The organism is Herbidospora sp. RD11066, from assembly GCF_054661255.1.
Genome location: NZ_BAAGDO010000002.1, coordinates 1,036,806 through 1,058,266 on the forward strand (window position 1 = coordinate 1,036,806; position 21,461 = coordinate 1,058,266).

The following is a 21,461-nucleotide window of genomic DNA, read 5'->3' on the forward strand; positions in this document are numbered from 1 at the left end:
AGGCGAGGTCGTGCTTGAACGCGAGGTGGACGACGCCCTCGGACGCGGCGGCGGCCTCGTGCAGCGTGGCGAGGTCGTCGGGACGACCCGTGGACCATCGGCGGCGGGCCGACCTGCTCGACGCGGTGGTCGACTACACCGTCGAACACGGCTTCTCCGACCTGTCGTGGCGCCCGGTCGCCGCCGCGCTCGGAGTCTCGGCCACCACCCTCGTGCACCACTTCGGCGCCAAGGAACAGATGCTCGAAGCCATCCTCGGACGGCTGCGCGAACGCATCGTCGAGGCCACCCGCGACCCGTCGGGGGCGGCCCCCGACCTGGCCACGGCGGCCCGCACGGTCTGGGCCCGCACCTCCGCCCCCGAAAGGGAACCGGAGTTCCGCCTGTTCTTCGCCGTCTACGGCCGCGCCCTCCAGGCCCCGGCGCAGTTCACCGGCTTCCTCGACCACGTCGTGGCCGACTGGATGCGTTCCCTGATCGAGGCGCAGGGCCCGGCCGCCGATCCGGCCGAGGCGGCCCGCCGGGCCACCCTGGTGATCGCGACCATTCGCGGCCTCCTCCTCGACCTCCTCGCCACCGGCGACCGGGCCCGGGTCGGCGACGCCGCGGAGACCTTCCTCGCCACCCTCAGGCGGTGAAGCCGAGTTTGCGCAGGAGGTCCTGGTGGGCGAACTGGCCGTAGTACTCCAGCATGTGGGCGATGCGGCCGTCGCGGAAGGTGACCCGGATGATGAGGCGGTTCTCGTAGTGGTCGCCGTTGAGGAGTTCGGCGACCATGCGCTCCTCGACGATCGCGACGTCGGGGTCGTCGGTCTGGTGGAAGCGCACGTCGTGCACCTCGATGCTCTTCGCCGCGGCGACCAGGCCGGTGAAGGTCGCGTGGAGCGCCTCGTGGCCGGTGACGACGGGCGGCAGGCCGGGCACCGGGAGGGCGGCCTCGTAGCTGGCGTCCTCGCACCACGTGTCGACGAAGGCGTCGATGTCGCGGGCGTAGAGGTGGCTGCTGGAGCGGCGCCAGGCGTCCTCGTTGCGGGCGCGGGCGTCGGTGATCTGGATGGTGGTCATGGCAGGACTCCTTGGCTGGTGATGACGCCGACGCCTCGCGGCGGCGTGGGGGTGCCGTGGACACGGCGGGCGTAGCGGCGGAACGCGCGGCGACCCAGTGGGGGCAGCAGGCGGCGCAGGGGGGCGGGGACCTTCCGCAGTTCGAGCGCGATGGCCTCGGGGTCGCCCTCGTAGATCATCATGCCGAAGCCGAGGAACATGAGGCGTTTCGGAATCGACGCCATGCCCCTTTCGGTGAACTCCGCCCACTCCCCCGGCGTGATGTGCCTGGCCATGAGGGGGAGGAGGTGGGTCTCCTCGGCGTGCAGGTGCTCGAACAGGGCCGTACACAGATCCGACAGGACGACGGCGAGGGCCTCGCCGTCGGGCGCCGACGCGGTGCGGCGCCACTGCTCCACGCCCGCCCGTGCTCGGGCGAGCAGGGTCTCGACCTGTTCGTGCTGGCTCTGCATCACCTGGACGAGCGGGGCGAGCTCGCCCGGGATCCGCTCCAGGAGGGCGGCCCACAGCATCTCGTCCTCGATGGTGTGGTGGTGGTGCAGCAGCGACAGGAACAGGGTGGCGTGGTCGGCGACGATCGCCGTCCGGCGGCGGTCTCCGCCGGGGACCGCGCGGATCGCGGCCGGTGACAGGCCCAGTTCGCGGCGGAAACTGGAGTGTGCCACCCGCATCATCCGGACGTCGGTCATTGCGTCTCCCTTCTTCGGTACGCACAGCCTGCGGTGCCCTACTTGGATGTCATGCGGGCCGGACTTGGACGGGACTCACGCGCCCGTTAGCTTGGCCGGGTGCGGTTTCAGGTGCTGGGCCAGGTCGAGGTTCTCGACGTCGAAGCGGGAAGCGGTCCGGCGCAGCTCGGCGGGCAGAAGCAGCGCGCGCTGCTGGCCCTGCTGCTCGCCGCGGGCGGGCGGATCGTCTCGGTCTCCCGTCTCGTCGACGAGCTGTGGGGTGAGGAGCCGCCGCCGAAAGTGCTGTCGTCGGTGCAGGCGTACATCTCGAACCTCCGGCGGACGCTCGAACCCGACCGGGCGGCGCGGGCGCCCGCCCGGGTCCTGCTGACCCGGCCGCCCGGCTACGCGCTGGCGGCCGAGACGGTCGACGCCGTCACCTTCGAACGGCTGGCCGCCGAGGGGCAGAAGGTCCTCGCGGCCGACCCCGCCCGAGCGCTCGACCTGCTCCAGCAGGCGGCCGGGCTGTGGCGGGGCGAGCCCTACGAGGACGTCGCGGCGCTGGCCCCCGGGCTCACCGCCGAGGCGGCCCGGCTGACCGAGGTGTGGCTGCTGGCGACCGAAGACCGGTTCAGGGCCGAGCTCGCCCTCGGGGTGCACCGGCGGGTGGTGGCCGAGATCGAGCAGCTGGTCGCGGCGCATCCGCTGCGCGAGGCGGGCTGGGGGCTGCTCGCGGTCGCCCTCTACCGCTCCCAGCGGCAGGGCGACGCGCTCGACGCGCTGCGCCGGGCCCGGCGGGTGCTGGCCGACGAACTCGGCGTCGATCCGGGGCCCGAACTGCGGCGGCTCGAAGCGGCGGTGCTGAACCACGAACCGTCGCTCGACGCCATGCCCGCGCCGGTGAAGGCGGTTCCGGTGCCGGTCGTCCAGCAGGCCGACGGGCTGGTCGGCCGCGACGACTGGCTGGCCCGGCTGACCGGGCACCTGGTCGACACCTCGGCGGGCCGGGGCACACTCGTGCTGGTGACGGGGGAACCCGGCGTCGGCAAGACCGGGCTGGCCCGCGCGCTGACCGCGACCGCCGCCGCGATGGGCCTGCGCACCGGCTGGGGCCGCTGCGAGGAGTCGGCCGGTGCGCCGCCGCTGTGGCCGTGGTCGCAGGCGCTGGACACGACCGACCTGCTGCCCGGTGCCGACGGCACGGCCGCCGACCTCGACACGGTCGCCTTCCGGCTGGCCGAGGCCACCGCCGCCCTGCTGCGCGAGGGCGGCCCCGCCCTCCTGGTCCTGGACGACCTCCACTGGGCCGACGGCGACACCCTCCACCTGGTCCGCCGCATCGGGCCCATGCTGGCCACACTGCCGGTCGTCCTGCTGCTGACCAGCCGCGACGCCGAGGCCGACGTGTCGCCGGAGCTGGCCGAGGCGCTGGCCGACCTGGCCCGTGCCGACCTCGTGCGGGTGGGGCTGCGCGGGCTCGACCAGGAGGGGGTGCGCGACTACGTGGCGCGGCGCCACGGCGTGGAGATCCCCGACGAGGTGGCGGCGGCGCTGCGCGAGCGGACCAACGGCAACCCGTTCTTCATCGGCGAGCTGGTCCAGCTTTTGGCCGAGGAGCGGCGTCTCACCGATCCGGGCGCGCCCGCCGCGCTGCGCGTGCCCGATGGGGTCCGCGACGTCGTCCGGCGCCGGATCTCCCAGCTGCCCGACGACGTCGAGCCGCTGCTGTCGATGGCCGCCGTGTACGGCCGGACCTTCGACGCCGACCTGGTCGAGGCGGCGTCGGGGCTGACCGGCGAGGCGGCGATGACCGCCACCGAGGCCGCCCTGCTCGCGGGCCTGATCGAGGAAGAAGGAGAAGGCCACCGGTTCACCCACGCGCTGGTCCGTGAGGCCATCTACGCCCGGCTGCCCCCGGGCCGCCGCCGTCTCCTGCACGCCGCGCTCGCCAGGGAGATCGAGGCGCGCTCCGCCCGGACCCGCTTCACCGAACTTGCCCACCACTACGGCCGGGCGGGCACCGAACACGCCCGCGCCGCCTGGACCTACGCGACCCGGGCGTCGGCCGTGGCCGCCCGGCAACCGGCCCCCGCCGAGGCGGCCCGCCTCCAGGAGGCCGCGCTGGCGGCGCTGTCCCGCGACCGCACCGCCACCGACGCCGACCGCCACGAGGTCCTGCTCGACCTCGCCCTCGCCCGCAAGCGCGCCGGTTACGAACGCCAGGCCTGGGAGGCCGCGCGCGAGGCGGCCGAGGTCGCCCTGGCGGGCGGCGACGTGGTCGCGGCGGCCCGCGCGGCGGTCACCACGACCACCGACGCGATCTGGAGCTGGCGCGAATACCAGGTGGTGGACGTCGCCGCCACGGCCCTGTTCGAACGGCTCGCCCGGGAGCTCCCCGCCGGACACGAGCCGCTGCGAGCCCGGCTCCTGGCCGCCCTCGCGGGCGAGATCTACTACGGCCCCGGCACCGCCGACCGCTCGGTGGCCCTGTCGACCGAGGCCGAGACCCTGGCCCGCGACCACGGCACCAGAGCCGACCTGGCCCGCGTGCTCGAACTCCGCCACGTCGCCTACGAACGCCCCCAGCTGCTCGACGAACGGCTCGCCGCCTCCCGCGAACTGGTCGAACTCGCCGAGACGGCCGACGACCCCGCCGCCCGGGCCCGCGCGCTGGTCTTCCGCGGCCGCGACCAGCTCGAACACGGCGACGTCGGCGCCGCCCTGCGCCACTACCGCGCCGCCCGCGAGCTCGCCGAGCGGCACGCCCTCGCCCCCGCGCTCGTCGTCCTGACCTGGGCCGACGCGATCCTCGCGGTCGCCCGCGGCCGGTTCGCGGAGGCGGAGAAGGCCATCGCCGACGCCAGGGAGTTCCATTCCGGTACGACCGTCCCCGGCGCCACCGAGATCCCGTTCGCCCTGACGGCGACCCTGAACCTGGCCCGTGGCACCCTCCCCGCGATCGCGCCCCTGCTGGCCGGAGGCGCCGAAGCGACCGGCCTCCCGCTGCTGCGCGAGTGGCACGCCCTGGCCCTCCTGCGTGACGGCCGCGCCGACGAGGCCCGCGCCGCGCTCGGCCCGTGGCGGCAGCAGCCGGAGGTGCCGCGCAACTACATGTGGCTGACGCACATGGCGATCCGGGCCGAACTCTGGTCGGAACTCGGCTCCCCCGACGCCGTCCACGACCTCTACGCCGACCTGTCCCCCTACGCCGACCGCATCGTGATCGGCGGCACCGGCATCACCTTCGCCGGCTTCGCCGGACACCACGTGGGCCTGCTGGCCAGGGCGGCCGGCGACCGGGACACCGCCGTCGACCTCCTGAGGGCGGCACTCCGCCACAACGAGGACGCGGGCTTCCGCCCCTTCGCCTCGGCGACCGCCCGCGAACTGGCCACCACCCTGACTCCATAGGTACGACCTTCCGGATATGGCAGTTCGGGATGACGTTCGTGCCGCTGTCGCGGCGGCCGGGCGGGGTGCAGGCGTTCAAGATGGTCATCCCGGCGGCGCCGGTGCCGCTCGTGCCGGCCCCGCAGACCCACGACGGGTTCGAGTGGCTCTACGTGCTCAACGGGAACCTGCGGCTGATCCTCGGTGAGCGCGACCTGACGCTGCCGCCCGGGGAGGCGGCCGAGTTCGCGACGTCCTCGCCCCACTGGCTGGGCAGCGCCGACGGTGGTGTGGTCGAACTACTGATCCTGTTCGACCCGCAGGGGTTGCGGAGCCACGTACACTGAGCCTTCAGTAGCCAAATTTGGCTAGTCAAAGGAGAAGCGTGGCCAACGAGAGAACCGTCCCGTTACTGCCCTGCCGGTCGATCGACGAGATCGCCGAGTTCTACGGCGCGCTGGGCTTCAAGCAGATGTACCACCAGACCCGCCCCAACCCCTACGTGTCGATGAAGCGGGAGGACCTCCAGCTCGACTTCTTCGGGATGCCCGACGGCTTCGAACCCGCCGATTCCTACGGCACGTGCCTGGTGCTGGTGCCCGACACGGGCGAGCTGTTCGCCGCGTTCGCCGAGGGGATGCGGGCCGCCTACGGCAAGATCCTGGTGTCCGGGATTCCGCGGGTCACCCGGCCGCGCAAGAGGAAGAACACCGACGACCTGACCGGGTTCTCGATCGTCGACCCGGGCGGCAACTGGATCAGGATCTTCGCCGAACCGTCCGGGCCTTCCACCCCGGAAGCGGCTCCGGGCAAGCTGGCCGTCGCGCTGCAGAACGCCGTGGTGCAGGGCGATTCCCGGGGCGACCACGCGCAGGCGGCCAGGATCCTCGACACCGCGCTCCGCCGCGAGCAGGACACCGCGCCGCCGGCCGATCTGGTGGAGGCGCTGACCTACCGGGCCGAGCTCGCCCTGCGGCTCGACGACCACGACCGCGCCCGCGAGCTCATCGCCCAGGCCCGTGAGCTCGCGTCGTCCGACGCCGAGCGGGCCGCACTCGACGACCTGTCCTGAGAGGACCTGCTCACATGTCCGTGGTCCGGCTGCTGGTGCTCGGCGCGATCCGGAGGCGGGGGCGCTCCCACGGCTACCTCGTCCGGTCCGACCTGGAGACCTGGGGGGCGCACGAGTGGTCGAACGCCACGTCCGGTTCGATCTACCACGCCCTGAAATCCCTGGCCGGGGAGGGGTGCCTGCTCGTCCACGAGACCACTCCCAGTGAGGCGGGCGGGCCGCCGCGCATGGAATACGAGCTGACCGGCGACGGCGAGCAGGCCTATTTCGCGCTGCTGCGCAAGGCGCTCTCGAGCCGGGACCCCCGGCTCGACCTGCTCGCGGCGGCCGTCGGGCTCATCGACGACCTCCCCCGCGCCGAGGCGATCGGCCTGCTCAAGAAACGCGCCGAGGCGATGGACCGGTGGCGCGACAGCGTCACGCGGGAGATCCCGCCCGGCACCGACCTCGACGACTGGGGGCCGGTCGGCGCCGTGCTCGAACTGTGGCTGCACACCGCCGACAGCCGGACCACCTGGACCCATCGAATGATCAACCGCCTCGAACAGGGCGCGTACCGGATGGCCGACGACGAATCGTGAGCTACTGTTCTAGAACAGTAGCTCACGAGAGAAGGCGATCATGGACGTGATGACCGACCCCGGGACCACCGGGAGGTTCGGCGCCTACGGCGGGCGATTTGTGCCGGAGTCGCTGATCCCGGCGTGCCAGGAGATCGAGGCGGCGTTCCGGGAGGCGTGGGCCGATCCCGGGTTCCGCGAGCGACTCGGCCTCCTGCTCACCGTCTACGCCGGGCGGCCCACGCCGCTCACCCCGGCGTGGCGGCTGTCGGAGGAGCTCGGCGTCACGCTGCTGCTCAAGCGCGAGGACCTCACCCACACCGGCTCCCACAAGATCAACAACGTGATCGGCCAGGCGCTGCTCGCGCAGCGGATGGGCAAGACACGGATCCTGGCCGAAACCGGCGCGGGCCAGCACGGCGTCGCCACCGCCACCGCCGCCGCGCTGCTGGGCCTGCGGGCGACCGTGTTCATGGGCGAGCGCGACATCGAACGGCAGGAGCTCAACGTCCTGCGGATGAACGTCCTCGGCGCGGAGGTCGTCCCGGTCACGACCGGGAGCCGCACCCTCAAGGACGCCTGCAACGAGGCCATGCGGAACTGGGTGTCGGCGGTCGACGACTCCTACTACTGCATCGGCTCCGTGATGGGCCCGCACCCCTACCCGTGGATGGTGCGCGAGTTCCAGCGGGTGATCGGCACCGAGGCCCGCGCCCAGTGCGCAGAGGTGCCCGACTACGTGGTGGCCTGCATCGGCGGCGGCTCCAACGCGGTCGGCACCTTCGCCGGGTTCGTCGACACCACCGCCCGGCTCGTCGGGGTCGAGGCCGAGGGCGGCGCGGCGGCGACCTTCGGCCGCACCGGCGTGCTGCACGGCTTCCGCTCCCTCGTCCTCCAGGACGAACACGGCCAGGTCACCGAGGCCCACTCGGTCGCGGCCGGCCTCGACTATCCGGGCATCGGCCCCGAACACGCGTTTCTGCGCGACGACGGCCGCGCCCGCTACGTGACCGTCAACGACATCGAGGTGGTCGCGGCGCTGCGGCGGCTGGCCCGCACCGAGGGGATCCTGGCCGCGCTGGAGTCGTCGCACGCCCTGGCCTGGGTGATCAGGGCCGCCGAGTCGGGTGAGATCGCGCCGGGGTCGACCGTTCTGATGACCCTCTCCGGCCGGGGCGACAAGGACATCGCGTCCATCAGGGGGCTGCTGTGACCACGTCACTGGAAGAGTTCCTGGTCGCCCGCCGCGACGCGGGCCGGTCGCTGCTGGTGCCCGGCGTGACCGCCGGGGTGACACCCCGCTGGCTGGACGTCGCCCGCGCCTACGCCGACGCCGGAGCCGACGCCATCGAGGTGGTGTTCCCCTTCTCCGACCCCATGCTCGACGGGGTCACGATCCAGGAGGCCTCCGACCGCGCGCTCGCGGCCGGGACCACCGTCAGCGGGATCCTCGACGAGCTCGCCACGCTCGACGTGGGGGTGCCGCTGGTCGCGATGGCGTACGGCAACCTGGTCTTCCAGCGGAGCGGCGCCGCGTTCTGCGCGGCGCTGCGGGCGAGCGGGGTGGGCGGGCTGATCGTGCCCGACGCGCCGCTCGACGAGGCCGGTGAGCTGGCCGACGCGGCGAAGGCCGAGGGGGTGGATCTGGTCCTGCTCGCCGCGCCGTCGGCGTCGCGGGAGAGGCTGCGCGCGATCACCGCGCGCAGCAGGGGTTTCGTGTACGCCGTGACCCGCATGGGCACCACCGGCGAAGGCGGCGGCATCTCCGAACAGGCCGCCAGGCTGGGCCGCGAGCTGAAGGAGCTCACCGACCGGCCGGTGCTGTTCGGCTTCGGCGTCGCGGGCCCGGCGCGGGCGGCCGAGCTGGCGGAGCACGCCGACGGCGTCGTGGTGGCCTCCGCGCTGATGCGCCTGCTCCTCGACGGCGGCGGCCCGAGCGAACTGGGAGAATACGTGGCGAGCATTCGACGCGTCCTCGACCAGGGAGCCAGATGGGCAGTACACCCCGCTACCGCGCCATCGCCGACGACCTGACCAGCAAGATCAGGTCGGGCGTCTACCGCGCGGGCGAGGCGCTGCCCGCGCAACGCGAACTCAGCGCCTCCTACGGCGTGACCATGATGACGCTCCGCCAGGCGCTCCAGGTCCTCAGCGGCGAGGGCCTGATCGTCCAGCAGGCCGGCCGCGGCACGTATGTGGCCCCGGCCAGCGCGGAGTATCCGCTCGACACGCTGCGCAGCCTCGGCGACGACCTGCGCCGCCAGGGCTACCCGCTCCGCACCGAGGTGCTGTCGGCCGCCCTGCGCCCGGCGCCGCGCTCACTTCCAGGCGGCGGCCGGGCTCTGCGGCTCGTTCGGGTACGCCACCTCGTGGGCCGCCCCGCCGTGCATCAGATCTCCTGGATCGCCGAGCCCCACGCGTCGGCGATCAGGGAGACCGACTTCACCGAGACCCCGCTCTACACCGCCCTCACCGGCGCGGGCGCCCGCGTGCACCGCGCGACCGAACGGGTCAGACCGGCCCTGCTCACCGCCCAGGTCGCGGCCCTGCTGAACCGGCCGGAGGGCGACCCGGTGTTCGTCAGCGAACGGGAGACCTACGACGACCGGGGCGCCCTGCTCGTCGTCGACCACGCCACGATCCTCGGCGAGTGGCTGGAGATCAGAACCGAACGGAAGGCCACCGACCTGTCCCTCGCCTGGGAATCCACCGCGACCTAGGCGACCTTCGCCGGGCTCGCCGTCCAGGTGTTGCAGGCTCCGGCCTTGCCCGACTGGTAGCCCTTCTTGATCCAGTAGAGGCGGTTGGCGGGCTTGCCGTTCCACTTGTAGCGGGAGTACTCGGCAGGCTCCAGCCCCGCGACGAACGCCTTGACGTCGGTGACCTTCCGGCCCAGGCCCTTGGCGGACACCCCGGCCAGGCAGTCGCTCTGCAGGAAGTAGCGGTGCGTCTGCTCGTCGACGTCGGCGTCGGTCCGGTCGTTGGGCAGGGCCCAGTAGGCCTGACCGATCCCGGTCTGGCCCTGGACCACTCCGCTCCACGCCTTCATGACGGCCGCGAACGCCTTCACGTCGCTCTTGGCCTTGATCCAGTCGTTCGCCAGCCGGACCTTGACGGTCGTGCCGCAGATCTCGGCGAAGGACCCGGCCATGTCGACCCCGCTCGCGCACGACTCCTTGTCGGTGGTGAACGTGACCGGTACCGCCTGGAAGTCGTCGATGGTGCCCTTCCAGGCGGAGTTCAGGCAGGAGACGAGCTTCTTGACGTACTTCTCCGTCGAGGACTTGGTGGTGCCCTTGGCGGTCTTGCAGGTGACCTTCGGTAAGGCGGGCTTCTTGTAGATCGCGTTGTGGGTCAGCGTGGGCTCGCCCTTGATGGGGGCGGCGTGGGCGGTGCCGGCGAGCAGGGCGAGGGCCGCGGCGGCGGTTCCCAGGGATCGGATGATCATGGATCGGGAGAATAGCGCGACGGTCTGGCAAGATCAGGAACTGCTCAGTCTCCACACAGAACCTCCCCAACCGGAGGCCGCCCGATGCTCACCTATGCCGCTTTCGTCGACCTCGCCACCGCCGACCCGGCCGTCGTCGGTCTCGTCCTCAAGGGCTCCCACGCCCACGACGACATGGTCACCGAGCATTCCGACCACGACCTCTACGTCGTCGTCGCCGACGGTGCGACCACGGATCTCGTCCGGTTCACGGGCCACCGCTCGCCCTACCTCGACCTCGTCGTCCTGTCCCTCGCCGAGTTCCGGGAGGTGCCCGCCTTCGAGCGGTACGCCCTGGCCCGCGCCCGGGTCGTGCTCGACCGGCTCGACGGAGGCATCGCCGGCGTCTTGGCGGCCATCGCGCGGGTCGGCCCCGATGAGGCCGGTCAGTGGCTCGACGCCTACGCCAACTCCCTCTACCGCTCGGTCAAGAACGACCGCGACGGGCACGCGCTCGCCGCCCGCCTCGACGCCGCCGACGGCATCCGCTTCCTGCTGGAGGCGCTGTTCGCCCTCGACGGCCGTCCCCGCCCCTACAACAAGTACCTGACCTGGGAACTCGCCCGATATCCGCTGCCCGGCTGGGACACCGCCGCGCTGCTGGAGGCCGTCGGCCACATCTCGGCCACCGGCGACGCGCTCGCGCAGCAGCGGCTCTTCGCCCAGGTCGAGGCGGCGGCCCGGAGGGCGGGGCACGGCGCGGTGCTGGACGCCTGGGGCGACGACCTCGACCTCATGCGACCGCCGTAGCCGACGCCGCACGTCACAGGGCTTGACCTCAGACGAGGCGGGCCAGCGCCACCAGCAGGATCAGCAGGGCGAACACGGTGATCAGGATGGGGGTGCGCAGGCGGCCCGCGTACACGATCGCGGCTCCCGAGACGGCCCCGGCCACGAGGCCGCCCGCGTGGGCCGCGACCGACATGCCGGGCAGGGCGAAGGTGGTGACGATGCCGAAGGCGAGGAGGATCAGCGGGACCCAGAGCGCGAGTTTGCGCTGGATGCTGACCACCAGCAGGGCGGAGAACAGGCCGAAGACGGCGCCCGACGCGCCGGCGGTCAGCACGTCGTGGGCGGTGTAGTAGACGGCCACGCTGGCGGCCAGGCCCGACAGCCCGTAGGTGATGAGGAAGTCGGTGGTGCCCACCGCCGGTTCCAGGATGCGGGCGGCGACCCAGAGCATGATCATGTTGGCCAGCAGGTGGAGCAGGCCGTAGTGCAGGAACAGGGTCGTGACGAGCCGCCAGTACTCCCCGTCGTCGACGGCCGCGCCGCTCATCTCGCCCCATTCGTGCAGCGGGCTGACGCCGTCGAGGAGGATCAGGCCGGGGTCGAAGCCGTCGGCGGCGGCGATCAGCACGCTGGCGACCAGGGCGATGAGGACGTTGACGGCGATCAGGGCGGTCGTGGCGGGGTGGCGGAGGCGGGTGGCCACGTTCGTGTCGGTCATGGCTTCTCCTGACGGGGCTACATGGGGAGGCGGAGGCCGGCGTCGTTGCGCAGGGCGACGTCCTCGACGGCGCGGCCGAGGGCGATGTCCAGGACGGACATGCCGAACGGGTTGCTGAGGACGACGTCGTCGGGGTGGGCGCGGCCGGGGTGGGCGCCGGTGAGCAGCGCGCCGAGGGTGGTGTCGACCGGGCGGGCGTGGTCCCGCGCGGTGACGCCGGGGCGGGTGGTGCCGTCGGGGGCGAGCAGTTCGCCCGAGCGGTACATGCGGCCGAGCAGGCGGCGGGGGTCCTGGCTGACCAGGTCCCAGTCGTCCACGACGACCAGGTCGGCGCCGGTGACGACGTCGGGGAGCACGTCGTCGAGGGAGACGTGGGCGACCAGCGCGCCCGGGGACAGCCAGGCCATCGGCAGCCAGCCCTCGGTCACGGTGGTGACGGTGATGACCAGGTCGCGGTCGCGCACGCACGACTCGGCGTCGGCGGCCACGCTCACGTCGAGGTCGTCGGCCACGGCGTCGGCCAAGGCGTTGGCGCGGGCCTGGTCCAGGTCGTACAGGACGACGTTGTCGACGGGGAGCAGCGCCAGGTGTGCTTTGGCGAGGGTGCCGCAGCCGACGACGGCGGCGCTGGAGAGGCCGGGGCGGCCCAGCAGGCGGGCGCTGACGGCGGTGACGGCGGCGGTGCGCATCGCGCTCAGGTAGGCCGATTCCATGATCGTGCGGGGCCAGGCGATGTCGGGGTCGAACATCATCAGCAGGCCCTGCGAGCGGGCCAGGCCGAGGGCGGGGTTGCCCAGGCTGGCGTTGATCGTCTTCAGGCCGAGCGTGAGGGTGTCGCCGTCGCGGAGCGCGCCGGGCATGGCGAGCGCACGGGCCGGATCGCCCTTTCCGGTCTGCCAGCCGAGGTAGGCCTCCTCGGGGAGGATCGTCTGGCCGGAGCCGTGCCTGACCAGGGCGTCCTCGACGACGGCGGGCAGGTCGATCTCGGCGCAGCACTCGATGACGGTGGCGCGCGGCAGGTAACGCAGCTCGGTGGCGGGGTACTCGGTGAACAGCGTCATGCGTAGGCGCCTTCCAGGTGGAAGCGGACGCCGTCGGCGCGGAACCGGGCCTCGGCGGCGGTGGTGGGGCCGATCAGTCCGTGCGCGGTGAGCCAGCGGTCGTCGTAGAGGGTGTCGGCGTAGGCGACGCCCGAGTCGGGGCACAGGCACAGCGGGCGGCGGGGCGGGTGCGGGGCGAGCAGGTCGCGCAGGCAGGCCGCCACGACGCTGCCGCTGGAGCCGCCGAGCGCCATGCCGGTGTCGGTGCGGAACAGGCGGCAGGCCGCCGTCGCCTCGGCGTCGGGCACCCGGTGCGCGCGGTCGTAACTGCCGGGGGTCAGGAACGCCGAGGGGCGGCTGGCGCCGATGCCGCTGATCAGGCGGGGGCCCGCCGACGCGCCGGTGGCGAGCGAGCCGACGGCGTCGACGGCCACGACATCGATGCCCCGGCCGAGTCCGTGGAGGTGGGCGGCCACGCCCGCGAGGGTGCCGCCGGTGGAGACGGCGACGTAGACGGTGTCGAGGCCGGGGTGGGCGGCGATCTCCGGGCCGGTCGTCTCCTGGTGGATCTTCGGGTTGGCGGGGTTGTGGTACTGGTCGGTCCAGCGGTGGCCGGGGTTGGCGTCCAGGATGCGGCGCACTTCTCTCAGCCGGGTGAGGAGGTAGCCGCCTCGGCCGTCGGGCTCGGTGACCTCGTGCAGCTCTCCCCCGGCGGCGGCGATGGTGCGGCGGGTGGCGCGCGGGGTGTTGGGGTCGACGACGGCGATGAACCGGCAGTCGAGCCTGGTCAGCAGCCGGGCCAGCGCGAGGCCCAGGTTGCCCGAGGTCGATTCGACCACGACCATGCCGGGCCGCAGCGGGCTCTCGGCGTCCAGGGCCATCAGGAGTCCGGCGGCCGTCCGGTCCTTGATGGAGCCGGTCGGGTTGCCGCTCTCCAGCTTCAGCAGCACCTCGTGCGTACGCCCGCGGACCGAGACCTCCGCGACGACGACGGGGGTGCCGGGGATCGCCGAGCGGAGCACCTCCTGCGCGGTCGTCGTCATGGCGCGTCCCTCCACCGGCAGGATCGGGGCCGGGGCGGAGATCGGGAAGAGCGGTGGCGAGTTGTCGCCAGTGATGACTCACGTTTCTGACGAAGGTTGACACTGAGCGTCACTTTGTCGCGAACTCTTCCCTTTTCGGTCGCGATTCGTCAGTAATTGATCACGTGAGTCGCATAGCGTTCGGTGCGCTCGGGCCGCTGGAGGTCGTCGTCGACGGCCGCGTCCGCTCCCCAGGTGGGGGTACGCAGCGTGCGCTCCTCGCCGTCCTGTTACTGAACGTGGGACGGGTGGTGCCGGTACGCGAGCTGATCGACGCCCTGTGGGAGGAGCCGCCGGACACCGCGCTCGGCCAGGTCCAGACCCGGGTGTGGCGGCTGCGCACCCTGCTCAACAGCGGCGCGGCCGACCCCTCCGCAGGTGCCGAGCTGGTCACCCGGCCGGGCGGCTACGTGCTGCGGGCCGAGCGGGCCGCCCTCGACTTCGCCCGTTTCGAAGACGGCGTGGGCCGGGCCAAGGCGCTGCTGACCGAAGGCGGCACCGCCGCGGCGGCCGATCTGCTGGCCGAGTCGCTGTCGCTCTGGCGCGGGCCCGCCTTCAGTGACGTGGGGGTTCCCTCTGTACGATCCGCCGCCGCCGGACTGGAGGAGCTGCGGCTGCTGGCCGTCGAGGAGCGCATGGAGGCCGCCCTCACGCTGGGCCGCCACCGAGACGTGGTGCCCGAACTCCAGGACTGGGTGGCCAGGTCGCCGTTCAACGAGCGGCTGCGCGGCCTGCTCATGCTCGCCCTCTACCGGTCGGAACGCCAGGCCGAGGCGCTGGAGACCTACCGGGAGGGCCACCGCCTGATCGTCGCCGAACTGGGCGTCGAACCGCAGCGCCCGCTGCGCGACCTGCACCGCGACATCCTCACGTCGTCCCCGCGCCTGGACCGGTCCGCGCCGCCGGGCCCCGTGCAGGCCACCCGGCCGCAGCGGCCGCGCGAGCTGCCGCCCGACATCGCCGGGTTCACCGGGCGCGCCGCCGTCGTGGAGGAGATGGCCGCGCTGCTGTCGGACCCGGGTCCGGTGCCGGCGGTCGCGGTGGTCTCGGGGCGGGCCGGTACGGGCAAGACGGCGCTGGCCGTGCACGTCGCCCACCGGGTGCAGGAACGGTTCCCCGACGGCCAGTTCTTCGTCGACCTGCGCGGGCTCGGCAACTGCCCGGCCGACACCTCCGTCGTGCTGGCCCGGCTGCTCCACCGCCTCGGCGTCGAAGACGAGGACGGGCCCTCGGCCGGGAGCGACGCGGCCGACATCTCCGAGCGCAGCGCCCTCTACCGCGCCCACATGGCCGACCGCCGCGTGCTGCTCGTGCTCGACAACGCCGCGGGTGAGGCGCAGATCCGGCCGCTGCTGCCGGGCGGGCTGGGCAGCGCGGTCGTCGTCACCGGGCGGCGCCGGTTCGGCGGCCTGGAGAACGCCCGCTCCTTCGACCTGGACGTGCTGACCGAGGACGAGGCCGTCGACCTGCTCGTGCAGACCGTCGGCCCCGACCGGGCCGCGCGTGGCGAGGAGGCCCGGCGCATCGTGGGCCTGTGCGGCCGGTTGCCGCTGGCGATCCGGGTGGCCGGGGCGCGGATGCGCGGCCGTCCGCACTGGCGGCTGTCGCGGCTGCTCGACCTGCTCGCCGACGAGCGCAGCCGCCTCGACACCCTGCACGCCGGGGACATCGGGGTGCGCGCCAGCGTCGCCCTCAGCTACGAGGGCATCGACGAGGACGCCGCCCGGCTGTTCCGCCTGCTCGGCATGCTGGCCGCGCCGACCTTCGCCGGATGGGTGGCCGGGCCGCTCCTCGACCTGCCCGACTGCCGGGGCGAGGAACTGCTGGAGACCCTGGTCGAGGCCCGCCTGGTCGACGTCGCCCACGTCGACGAGGACACCGGCGCGATCCGCTACCGCATGCACGACCTCCTCCGCCTGTACGCCCGTGACCGCGCCCTGGCCGAGGAGTCGCGCGAGTCGCTCGACATCGCGCTCGGCCGGGTCTTCGGCCGGTTCCTGTTCATCGCCGAACACGCCCAGGCGGGCCTCCCCCGGGGCGGCTCGCCGCTGGCCTGGGGCACCTCCCCGCGTGTGCCGCTCCCGGAGGCGGAACTGGCCCGGCTGACCGCCGACCCGCTGGCGTGGTTCGAGGCCGAACGCCAGGCCCTCGTGGCGATCTGCGCCCAGGTCTGCGCCCGCGGCCTCGACGAACTGGCGTGGGAACTGTGCTGCTGCGTCAGCCGCTTCCTGGAGGTCCGCTGGTATGTGGACGTCTGGCTGAGCGTCAACAAGCACGCCCTCGACACCGTCCGCCGGGCCGGGAACCGGCGCGGCGAGGCCCACCTGCTGCGGTCCCTGGGCGAGCACTACCTGGAACTCGACCGCTATCCCGAGGCGCTGGAGTGCGCCGAGGGCGCCGCGACCATCTTCACCGACCTGGGCCTGCTCGGTTTCGCCGCGCACGCGAAGGTCCTGGCCGGGCTCGCCTACGGCCGCGTCGGCCGGCTCGGCACCGCGCTCCGGGCGCTGCGCCGCTCACTGGCGGTCTTCACCGATCTGGACGACCAGGCCGGCGTCATCCGCACCCTGCGCGCCCTCGGCATCGTCCACACCGATCTCGGCCGGTACGACGAGGCGCTCGACTGCTACCGCCGCTGCCGCGACGGCTACACCGAACTCGGCGACCGGGTCGGCGTGGCGATCTCCGACCGGTGCATCGGCGCCCTGCACCTGGCCAAGGGCGACCTGGAGGCGGCGGGCCCGCCGCTGCGCCGCAGCCTGGAGGAGCTGCGGGCCTGCGAACACGACGTCGGCGAGGGCTTCACCCTGGTCCAGCTCGGCGCGTTGCACGGCGCTCTCGGTGACAAAGATGCGGCCCGACGGGCCCTGGCCCGCTCTCTGGAGATCTTCGTCGCGACCGGGGATCGGTATGGGCGTGCACTCACACTTCACCACCTCGGCGTCCGATATGCCGAGGAGGGCGAACGGGTGCGGGCCCGCGACTGCCTCGACCAGGCGGCCCGGCTGTGGGCCGATATTGGAGTGGCGTTGTGGGAGGCCCGCACCAAACAGGCCATCGACGAACTCTGACCGACCATTAAGGCATGCCGGGCTCTACCAAGGCAGTTCACCGTTTTCGTCGGAGAAGGTCCCGGTCGGGCCGTCGAGGGTCGCCAGTCTGACCACGGTTGCGGCACTCTCCTCCGGTGACCGGCCGCCGCCGAAGTCCTTGGTCAGGTCGGTGGCGGTGAAGCCGGGTTCCAGGGCGTTGAACCTGATGCCCGGGTGCGCTTTGGCGTACTGGAGGGTGAGCATGGTGGCCGCGGCCTTGGAGGCGGAGTAGAGCGCGGTCGTCAGGTGGAACTCCGGCCGGTCGGGGTTGGTCACCGCCCAGAACGACCCGGCGCTGCTCGACACGGTCACCACGGCCGGGTTCGCCGACCTGCGCAGCAGGGGCAGCGCCGCTTCGGTGACGCGCACGATGCCGACCGCGTTGGTGTCGAAGACGCGGAGCGCGGTCGGGCCGTCGAGGGTCGCGTATTCGAGGATGCCCGCGTTGTGGACCAGGACGTCGAGCCTGCCCTCGGCCGCGTCGATCGCCGCCAGTGCTTCGCGCACGGACGCGTCGTCGGTCACGTCCAGCTGGACGAATCTCGCGCCGAGCTCCGCCGCGGCCTTCTCGCCCCGCTCGGCGTCGCGGGCGCCGATGTAGACGACGTGGCCCAGCTCCAGCAGTTGTCTGGCCGTCTCGAAGCCGATGCCCTTGTTGGCCCCGGTGATCAGCGTGATGGTCATGGGTTCCCCTTCAGGGTTCTGTAGCGATCGCTACAGAACTGGACTGTAGCACTTCTGTAGCGATCGATGCGGAAGCGGTAGGGTGAGGGGGTGGAGACGAAACAGGGCGGGCGTCCGCGCGGCTTCGACGCCGACGCGGCGCTCGATCGGGCCATGCTGGTCTTCTGGGAGCACGGCTACGAGGGGGCCAGCCTCGCCACGCTGACCCAGGCGATGGGCATCTCCACCACCAGCATGTACGCCGCCTTCGGCAACAAGGAGGAGCTGTTCCGCCGCGCGCTGGAGCGCTATACCGACGTGCCGAGCGCCTACCTGGTCGAGGCCCTCGCCGAGCCGACCGCTCTCGGCACCGCCACGGCGATCCTGGCCGGGACCGTCCGGACGACCACCCAGCCGGACAACCCCCACGGGTGCATGGGCGTTCAGGGCGCATTGGCCGTCGGCGACGCCGGGCAGGCGGTCCGCGACCTGCTCATCGCCTGGCGGCAGAACGGCTACGCCCAGGTCAGGGCACGCTTCCAGCGGGCGGTCGACGAGGGGGAACTGCCCGCGGAGTGCGACCCGGGGCTGCTGGCCCGCTATGTCACGACGCTGGCCTACGGCATCGCCGTCTCGGCCGCGACCGGGGTCTGCCGCGAGGAACTCCAGGCGCTGGCCGACGCCGCTCTCCGCGCGTGGCCGATCCTCTGAAAGTGGTGAGAGCGGGGCGAGAGCGAACGTAGAGGACATGGGTGATCAGCGCGCATACGGTACGCCGTATGGGCCACTTGTACCCTCGTGAATTCGCCGGCAGACCCCTTCCCGAGCACCTTCGACTGGTCCTCGTCCAACTCCTCAGCGGCGCCACCGACCAGGCCGCGAGCAACCGCCTGGGCATCTCCGCCCGAACGTACAGCCGCCGGGTGTCCGAACTGCTCGACCACATGGGCGTGCAGAGCCGCTTCCAGGCCGGGGCGGAGGCCAACCGGCGGGGCTGGGTCTAGGCCAGGCAGTCCTGGGGGCGCCAGCGTTCCACCTGGTTGCTGTCGTAGGCGTTGACCTCGTGGGTGTCCATGACGTCGAAGACGGCGGGCAGGCCGCGCAGGTCGTGGATGTACTCCGACGCGAGCCTTCCCGGGTCGAGCGCGAGGTGGTAGGCGGCGCCGATCGGTCCGGGCCTCAGGCGGGGGCACTTCTCCATACGGGCGTAGACCTCCCGGCGGTGGTCGGCCGGTTCGAAGTAGATCGCTCTGACGCCGGTCAGGGTGCGCAGCTTCGCCTCGATGGAGCGGCGTTCGTCGTCGGTCACCTGGCCCCGGTCGTCGCAGGGGAAGGTGTTGTTGTTCCTGGCCGGGCAGACCAGGATCGTGACGTCGGCCTTGTCGTGCCAGAAGGAGGTCCGCTCCACTCGGACGGCGGAGAGGCCGGGCACCGCCGCCAGGCTGCGGCGCGTCGCCACCACGTCCAGGCCGGGGGCGAGCTCCAGGTTGTAGCTGGCTCCGTTCGGCGGGGTGCCGGGATGTTCCGCGTCGAAGCGGACGTCCACCACATGGGGCAGGTTCCGCATCGTCTCTTCGATCTGTTCCCGGGGCGGGCAGATGTCGCCCTCGCCGCAGATCTCCACCGTCGCCCTGAGGGTCTGGGGCCAGGGGCCGTCGGGTGGCGGGTGGATGTCGCCTTCCCCGCTGCAGGCGGCCAGGGTGGTGACGGTCAGCAGCGCGGCGAGCAGCTTCCCGATCATGCGGGGAGGCGCTTGAGGAACTCCACCAGCACCCGGTTGACCAGCGCCGGGCGTTCCAGGAAGCCGTAGTGGCCGCAGCCGGGGATCTCCGTGTACGTCGCCCCGGGGATCGCCTCCGCCACCTCGCGGCCCATGAACGGGGGCATCAGCAGGTCTTCGGCGAAGGCGACCACCAGGGCCGGGCAGGTGATGCCGGTCAGGGCCTTGCGGCGGTCGCCCGCGACGGTGGCCTCGTATTGCAGGGCGGGGCCCTCACCTCGTACGGGGAAGGCGGACATCAGGTCGAACCAGTCGGCGGCGACGGGTTCGTCGGCGAGGGTGCGGGCGGAGAAGAGCTGGATCATCATCGCGACCGGGTCACCGGCCGCCGAACGGACCCGGGCGGCGCTCGCGGCGGTCATCTTCTCGCGGAAGAAGTCACCACGGGCGCGGGTGCCGAGCAGGGCGATGCCGCTGACCAGCGACGGATGCGCGAGGGCCAGCTCCTGGGCGACCATCGCGCCCAGCGAGGCCCCGGCGACCGCGACCGGGCCGAGGCCGAGCGACCCGATCAGACCGGCCGTGTCGTCGGCGAAGTCGGACAGGTCCCAGGGTCCGGGCGGGCACGACGACGGCGCGGTGCCCCGGCTGTCGAAGGTGATCACGTGGTGGCCGGCCTCGACGAGCGCGGGGACCTGGTGGAGCGACCACATCCCCGACGACGACGCCGCCGGGTTGATCAGCAACACCGGCGGGCCGGAGGGGTCCCCGTGCCGCTCGTAGGCCAGGGTGATTCCGTTACTGCTCGTCGTCGGCATCGTCCATGCTCCCCGTCTTGCTCCAGAGGCCCGTGTCGAGGCGGGTGATCGCGATGACGAAAAGTATGACGATCATGGCGGCGCCCACCAAAACGGGCGTGCGCAGGCCGAACTCGCGGCTGCCGCCGACGCTCTCCCCCACGGTCACCAGCAGGCCGCCGACCGCCGCGCCCAGCGGGAGCGGGCCCCAGGAGATCAGGCGGTAGATGCTGTTCACGCGGCCGAGGAGCCGTTCCGGGACGATCCGCTGGCGGTAGCTGATGGTGATGATGTTCCAGGCCAGGCCCAGCCCGGCGCTCACCGACAGGGCCAGGGCGACCACGATCCCGCTGCTGGCGAAGCCGACGACGGTCAGCGCCAGCGCGCTTCCGGCCAGCGACAGGAGCAGGACCTTTCTCGGGCCCAGCCGGGTCTCCAGCCACGGCGTGGCCTGGGCGCCGACCATGCCGCCGACGGCGCCGACCATGAACAGCAGGCCGTACTGGAGGGCGGACAGACCGAGGATCTCCTGCGCGAACAGCACCTGGGTCGCGATGGCGATGGCTCCGGCCACGTTCAGCGCCGACAGCAGCAGGCCGAGGGCGCGCAGCGGGCGGTGGTCCCAGAAGAACCGCAACCCTTCGGCGACCTGGGCGCGCATCGGACGCGGGTCGTCGGGGATCTCGGCGCGGGCGACCGGGAGCAGGGAGACCAGCAGGCCCGACAGCAGGAACAGGCCCGCGTCCACAGTGAACGGGATGGCGAGCGCGACGCCGACGAGCAGGCCGCCGACCCACGGGCCGACGAAGACCCCGGCCACCGTGTCGGCCACGGTGAGGCGGGCGTTGGCCCGCTGGAGCTGACGCCTGCTCACCAGGCTCGGCAGGATCGTCTGGGCCGCGTTCTCGTTGGCGACGGTGAGGGTGCCGAGGGCGAACGCGACGACGTACAGGACCGGAAGAACCATGTGCCCCGTGTAGAGGGCCGCCGCTACGGCGCCGACCAGGACGGCCCGGCCCCAGTGGGTGACCGCCAGGACGCGGCGGTGGTCCGCGCGGTCGACGATGGCGCCGATCGGGAGGCTCAGCAGCAGCCACGGCAGGTCGGCGGCGACGCCGATCAGGGCGATCAGCATGGGGTCGCGGGTGAGCGAGGTGGCCAGCCAGGGGAAGGCCACCGAGCCGATGCCGGTCCCGAGGTTGGCGACCAGGAAGCCGGTCCAGAGCAGCCAGAACCGGCGGCCGAGCCGATGGGACGTGATCGGAGAGGTCACCACGGTCGCCAGCGGACCGCGCCGCGCACCCGCCCGTCAACGGCGCTGGCGACTTGTCGCCAACGGCCTTGCCCCTGCTCGCGGCGTCTCCCAGCCTGGTCC

Annotated in this window: 22 protein-coding genes; 12 read left to right on the plus strand and 10 right to left on the minus strand. The window is 72.7% G+C overall.

Going from position 1 to position 21,461, the window contains the following annotated elements; all coding sequences use genetic code 11:
- The first annotated feature begins 14 nt into the window (after positions 1-14).
- Positions 15-638 (plus strand): TetR/AcrR family transcriptional regulator, encoded by a 624-nt coding sequence (locus ACYQ78_RS10485; protein ID WP_459800567.1) that lies wholly within the window; start codon positions 15-17, stop codon positions 636-638.
- Here ACYQ78_RS10485 and ACYQ78_RS10490 read toward each other — a convergent pair.
- Both ACYQ78_RS10490 and ACYQ78_RS10495 read right to left on the minus strand, forming a co-directional pair.
- Positions 628-1,065 (minus strand): nuclear transport factor 2 family protein, encoded by a 438-nt coding sequence (locus tag ACYQ78_RS10490; protein ID WP_459800568.1) that lies wholly within the window; start codon positions 1,063-1,065, stop codon positions 628-630. The genes ACYQ78_RS10485 and ACYQ78_RS10490 overlap by 11 nt on opposite strands.
- Positions 1,062-1,754 (minus strand): hemerythrin domain-containing protein, encoded by a 693-nt coding sequence (locus ACYQ78_RS10495; protein WP_459800569.1) that lies wholly within the window; start codon positions 1,752-1,754, stop codon positions 1,062-1,064. Before ACYQ78_RS10495 ends, ACYQ78_RS10490 begins: the two co-directional genes overlap by 4 nt.
- A gap of 99 nt (positions 1,755-1,853) precedes the next feature.
- On the opposite strand from ACYQ78_RS10495, the gene ACYQ78_RS10500 reads away from it, so the two are divergent.
- Genes ACYQ78_RS10500 through ACYQ78_RS10530 form a run of 7 tightly spaced genes read left to right on the plus strand, consistent with a single transcriptional unit; the run spans position 1,854 to position 9,475 of the window.
- A complete protein-coding gene (locus tag ACYQ78_RS10500) occupies positions 1,854-5,144 on the plus strand; it encodes a BTAD domain-containing putative transcriptional regulator (protein WP_459800570.1) in 3,291 nt (1,096 codons plus the stop codon).
- A gap of 29 nt (positions 5,145-5,173) precedes the next feature.
- The gene (locus tag ACYQ78_RS10505; RefSeq protein ID WP_459800571.1) at positions 5,174-5,470 is read left to right on the plus strand and encodes a cupin domain-containing protein; all 297 of its coding nucleotides are present in this window, start codon (positions 5,174-5,176) and stop codon (positions 5,468-5,470) included.
- A 38-nt stretch (positions 5,471-5,508) separates the two neighbouring features.
- Entirely contained in the window at positions 5,509-6,195 is a 687-nt protein-coding gene (locus ACYQ78_RS10510; protein WP_459800572.1) for a VOC family protein, read from the plus strand.
- Positions 6,196-6,209: 14 nt separating this feature from the next.
- Positions 6,210-6,776: a PadR family transcriptional regulator gene (locus ACYQ78_RS10515; protein WP_459800573.1), complete on the plus strand. Its 567-nt coding sequence runs from the start codon at positions 6,210-6,212 to the stop codon at positions 6,774-6,776.
- A 40-nt stretch (positions 6,777-6,816) separates the two neighbouring features.
- Positions 6,817-7,968, plus strand: a complete 1,152-nt coding sequence (gene trpB / locus ACYQ78_RS10520; RefSeq protein WP_459800574.1) for a tryptophan synthase subunit beta — start codon at positions 6,817-6,819, stop codon at positions 7,966-7,968.
- Complete coding sequence (gene trpA, locus ACYQ78_RS10525; protein WP_459800575.1) at positions 7,965-8,789, plus strand: tryptophan synthase subunit alpha; 825 nt, start codon at positions 7,965-7,967, stop codon at positions 8,787-8,789. Before trpB ends, trpA begins: the two co-directional genes overlap by 4 nt.
- A complete protein-coding gene (locus tag ACYQ78_RS10530; protein ID WP_459800576.1) occupies positions 8,747-9,475 on the plus strand; it encodes a GntR family transcriptional regulator in 729 nt (242 codons plus the stop codon). Before trpA ends, ACYQ78_RS10530 begins: the two co-directional genes overlap by 43 nt.
- Here the strand turns inward: ACYQ78_RS10530 and ACYQ78_RS10535 are convergent.
- Entirely contained in the window at positions 9,472-10,203 is a 732-nt protein-coding gene (locus ACYQ78_RS10535) for a hypothetical protein (protein WP_459800577.1), read from the minus strand. The two genes, ACYQ78_RS10530 and ACYQ78_RS10535, sit on opposite strands and share 4 nt — an antisense overlap.
- 84 nt (positions 10,204-10,287) lie before the next feature.
- Between ACYQ78_RS10535 and ACYQ78_RS10540 the strand changes: the two genes are divergently transcribed.
- On the plus strand, positions 10,288-10,992 hold the full coding sequence (locus ACYQ78_RS10540; RefSeq protein ID WP_459800578.1) for a hypothetical protein: 705 nt from the start codon (positions 10,288-10,290) through the stop codon (positions 10,990-10,992).
- 28 nt (positions 10,993-11,020) lie between these two features.
- On the opposite strand, the gene ACYQ78_RS10545 is transcribed toward ACYQ78_RS10540, so the two are convergent.
- Genes ACYQ78_RS10545 through ACYQ78_RS10555 form a run of 3 tightly spaced genes read right to left on the minus strand, consistent with a single transcriptional unit; the run spans position 11,021 to position 13,775 of the window.
- Positions 11,021-11,692 (minus strand): rhomboid family intramembrane serine protease, encoded by a 672-nt coding sequence (locus ACYQ78_RS10545; protein ID WP_459800579.1) that lies wholly within the window; start codon positions 11,690-11,692, stop codon positions 11,021-11,023.
- A gap of 17 nt (positions 11,693-11,709) precedes the next feature.
- The gene (locus ACYQ78_RS10550) at positions 11,710-12,753 is read right to left on the minus strand and encodes an ornithine cyclodeaminase family protein (protein ID WP_459800580.1); all 1,044 of its coding nucleotides are present in this window, start codon (positions 12,751-12,753) and stop codon (positions 11,710-11,712) included.
- A complete protein-coding gene (locus ACYQ78_RS10555; RefSeq protein ID WP_459800581.1) occupies positions 12,750-13,775 on the minus strand; it encodes a pyridoxal-phosphate dependent enzyme in 1,026 nt (341 codons plus the stop codon). Before ACYQ78_RS10555 ends, ACYQ78_RS10550 begins: the two co-directional genes overlap by 4 nt.
- A gap of 164 nt (positions 13,776-13,939) precedes the next feature.
- Here ACYQ78_RS10555 and ACYQ78_RS10560 point away from each other — a divergent pair, with 164 nt between their 5' ends.
- A complete protein-coding gene (locus tag ACYQ78_RS10560) occupies positions 13,940-16,885 on the plus strand; it encodes an AfsR/SARP family transcriptional regulator (protein WP_459800582.1) in 2,946 nt (981 codons plus the stop codon).
- Between the two features lie 24 nt (positions 16,886-16,909).
- On the opposite strand, the gene ACYQ78_RS10565 is transcribed toward ACYQ78_RS10560, so the two are convergent.
- Positions 16,910-17,590 (minus strand): SDR family NAD(P)-dependent oxidoreductase, encoded by a 681-nt coding sequence (locus ACYQ78_RS10565; RefSeq protein WP_459800583.1) that lies wholly within the window; start codon positions 17,588-17,590, stop codon positions 16,910-16,912.
- Between the two features lie 90 nt (positions 17,591-17,680).
- On the opposite strand from ACYQ78_RS10565, the gene ACYQ78_RS10570 reads away from it, so the two are divergent.
- Both ACYQ78_RS10570 and ACYQ78_RS10575 read left to right on the plus strand, forming a co-directional pair.
- The gene (locus ACYQ78_RS10570) at positions 17,681-18,280 is read left to right on the plus strand and encodes a TetR/AcrR family transcriptional regulator (protein WP_459800584.1); all 600 of its coding nucleotides are present in this window, start codon (positions 17,681-17,683) and stop codon (positions 18,278-18,280) included.
- Positions 18,281-18,348: 68 nt separating this feature from the next.
- Positions 18,349-18,573: a helix-turn-helix domain-containing protein gene (locus ACYQ78_RS10575; RefSeq protein WP_459800585.1), complete on the plus strand. Its 225-nt coding sequence runs from the start codon at positions 18,349-18,351 to the stop codon at positions 18,571-18,573.
- Here the strand turns inward: ACYQ78_RS10575 and ACYQ78_RS10580 are convergent.
- The 3 genes from ACYQ78_RS10580 to ACYQ78_RS10590 are packed head-to-tail and all read right to left on the minus strand — an operon-like array spanning position 18,570 to position 21,362.
- On the minus strand, positions 18,570-19,310 hold the full coding sequence (locus ACYQ78_RS10580) for a hypothetical protein (RefSeq protein WP_459800586.1): 741 nt from the start codon (positions 19,308-19,310) through the stop codon (positions 18,570-18,572). The two genes, ACYQ78_RS10575 and ACYQ78_RS10580, sit on opposite strands and share 4 nt — an antisense overlap.
- Positions 19,307-20,107 carry an alpha/beta fold hydrolase gene (locus ACYQ78_RS10585; protein WP_459800587.1) on the minus strand — a complete coding sequence of 267 codons (801 nt, stop codon included), beginning with the start codon at positions 20,105-20,107 and terminating at the stop codon, positions 19,307-19,309. The genes ACYQ78_RS10580 and ACYQ78_RS10585 overlap by 4 nt, the downstream gene beginning before the upstream one ends.
- Entirely contained in the window at positions 20,088-21,362 is a 1,275-nt protein-coding gene (locus tag ACYQ78_RS10590; protein ID WP_459800588.1) for an MFS transporter, read from the minus strand. The genes ACYQ78_RS10585 and ACYQ78_RS10590 overlap by 20 nt, the downstream gene beginning before the upstream one ends.
- Positions 21,363-21,461: the final 99 nt, after the last annotated feature.